Raw genomic sequence first — 2,629 nt, 5'->3', positions numbered from 1 at the left:
TGCACCAGTTTGTTGAAACTTTGCCTTGGCAAACTGGGCATAAGACACAGTAACCATTGGCCTTTGCCTGCGGTCATTAAAGAAGCCCGGTCTTGTTGGTCCCGAAAGTCAATCAGTGTGAAGCCTGTGGTGCTCGAGATTTTGGATAACGCACGCTTGCCATCTTCATCACTGAAAGCACTGACTGTGGTGGTCACCACCACCGGGAGAGCATCGGATACCTGCTTCTGACTTATTTTAATGGCACGAAGCCAATGGGTTAATATCGTTGTTTTATCATGGCGCAGATCATGATGATGCAGACCATAAACTACAGCGGTTTGTATTTCCCCTTCAGCGGATAAATCACACAGTTGGTTAATTGCAGCGATGAACGTTGCTGAATGACTATTGACGGATTCGGCCGATATTGCAGTTTCCGGAAATTGCAGGTCATCACTGGGGATAATGGAGTTTGCCGGTAAATGCAAAGGGATGATATTGCAATCAGGCATAGAACTGTTGTCGTTAACGGAAGTGGTGATATCGGTGAAAATGGAGATGAAAAAGTTGTAAGGCAGTAACCATAGGGGAGGGCTGTTGTTTTGATTATTCCCTTTATCCGATGTGTCGAGATACATCGATTCATATTTAGAGCGAAAACGATAGGGTTTTAGATTAATACAAGACTCCTGTACATGTCCTAATTGCTGGTATACGATGGCGGCTCCGAAAAACGAGAGAGTAACGGCAGCTTTGATTTTATTCTCCCACCGCAGGTGACAGCTGGAAATGATAACCCTGGTATTTTTTATATAAATTTCCTGAGTGCCCGGTCTGATTTTTATTCCCGGTATTAAGTAAGCCAGCTTGGATAACGCTATACGCTGTTTCTTAAAGTATCTTACCTGTTCTTCATGACTGAATTGTCGTCGTGTAATGAAATCACTGTCATCCGGGGGTAACAGCTGTGCATGGATTGTTTTGGTGCCCAGGGCAACCAGGGTTTTAATCAGTCCCACCGATGCCGTGGCATCACCCATAGCCCAGAATTGCCCTGTTTGATCTGCATCTTCATACGCGGTGCAACGTACATAAACGCCTATTTCCTGCAATCCGCTGAGCAAGGCTTTTACCTGTGACAGACAGTCGGTAAACGACGGGCTCCCGAAAAAGTAATTCTCTGGCTGGTCAGGTAATGAATGCAGGTGCATCCGTGCGGCTTGCTTTTGTGCCACGGTATTTTTAGTGACAATTTGATTCCTTTCCCGCTGAAGGGCTTGTTGGAATAATTTTTTATCGAAATGCTTCACCGGGCAAAAAGGTACCTTCACTTTTTCCCGGGCATCCCTGATCAGTTTTGCACAGGTAGTATTTTCTTCACTCAGGAATTCAGAGGCATATTCCATTTTTGTCAGTCGATTGATGAATAAGGGTTGCTCAAGAAGGTATTGAAGAATTTCATCATGGCCAGTGTTTATAGCTACCTGGATTAAAGGAATTAAGGCTTTTAAGTAAGGATTCTTGGTGGTGAAAGAATCTGGACACTTTTCGACGAGTAATTTTAAACAATCCAACTGGCCAAACGTCACAGCACAATGAAAGCAAGAGGGGTTTAAAAAAACGCCAGTGGTTTTTTTACCACTGAGAATAGCTGCCACGCACTGCGTATGCCCATTTTTTATCGCTAGAAAAATAGGTGAAACAGGCCAGGACAACATATGCCTGCCAGCTTTATAATCAAGCATGGCCATTAAACCGGCTGTATTTCCGTATAGGGCTGCCAGCTGAACCGGTGTCATTCCTGATTTGTCTATTGCCAGCAATCCATTTTCCAGTAATGAAGGATTCGGGTAGTTATCAAGTAAAAATTTCAAACATTTGTTTTGTTTTTCTCTGGCTGCGATATGCAAGGGCCGTTCACCTTTATCATTCGTTGCCAGCAACAGGTGCTGGGCACTATGAACCAACAATCGGCATAATTCTTCATGGCCATGTAATACCGCCAGATGCAGGGCGGTATTACCATCGGCATCTTCGATGGCTAAAGAAAGGGGGTAATTGGTAATGTATTCTTTTACTTTTTCTGTATCCTTTTGTTTTATATGGTTTATCAGGGCCTGCGTGGAAAAATGATCGAGATTGTTCCTCTGATGCCATAAAGCACTGTGCGAACAGACCTGCAGTTTCATCTCATTCATCTTTATTTGCTGCATCAGCCGTTTATTGAATGATTCCGACATTGCTGGTTTGCCGGATGGGTAACCAAGAAGGGAGTGGGCCTCGTTCAGTTTTACCGTTCTTGTGGCAGACGACACAGTGCCTGGTGCAGGCCGAAACGTCATGCGTTGGCCAAGGGGTTTCCCTGAGGCTGCGTCTGTCGTTTGCTTTTCCTTTTCAGGTGTGACTGGAGTGGTTTTATCAGTGCCTCCCGGATGGGGAGGGTTGGTTGATAACGGTGCTGTTATTCCTGTTGGTCGCATTGCTTAATCCTTGTGAAAATTTTGCTGTAGACAATTGACAGGTCAAAAAGTTCTTATTCAGGTAGCTGCCGTTTGGCTTGTTGTTTTGTTCTATGGGGTGGCCAGGAGGCTATCCGAGAATAGCGCCCGACTGGGCGTCCCCGTAGCGAGGATGGCAGAAAATTGAG

The 2,629-nt window shown here is 45.0% G+C and carries 1 protein-coding gene; it reads right to left on the bottom strand.

The window, feature by feature from the left end:
- A partial coding sequence (locus KDK14_RS08965) for an ankyrin repeat domain-containing protein (protein WP_257264752.1) occupies window positions 1-2,462 on the bottom strand: 2,462 nt, incomplete at its 3' end.
- Window positions 2,463-2,629: the final 167 nt, after the last annotated feature.

The organism is Endozoicomonas sp. ONNA2, from assembly GCF_024606365.1.
Classification (GTDB): domain Bacteria; phylum Pseudomonadota; class Gammaproteobacteria; order Pseudomonadales; family Endozoicomonadaceae; genus Endozoicomonas.
This window is presented reverse-complemented; position numbering and strand designations above follow the sequence as displayed.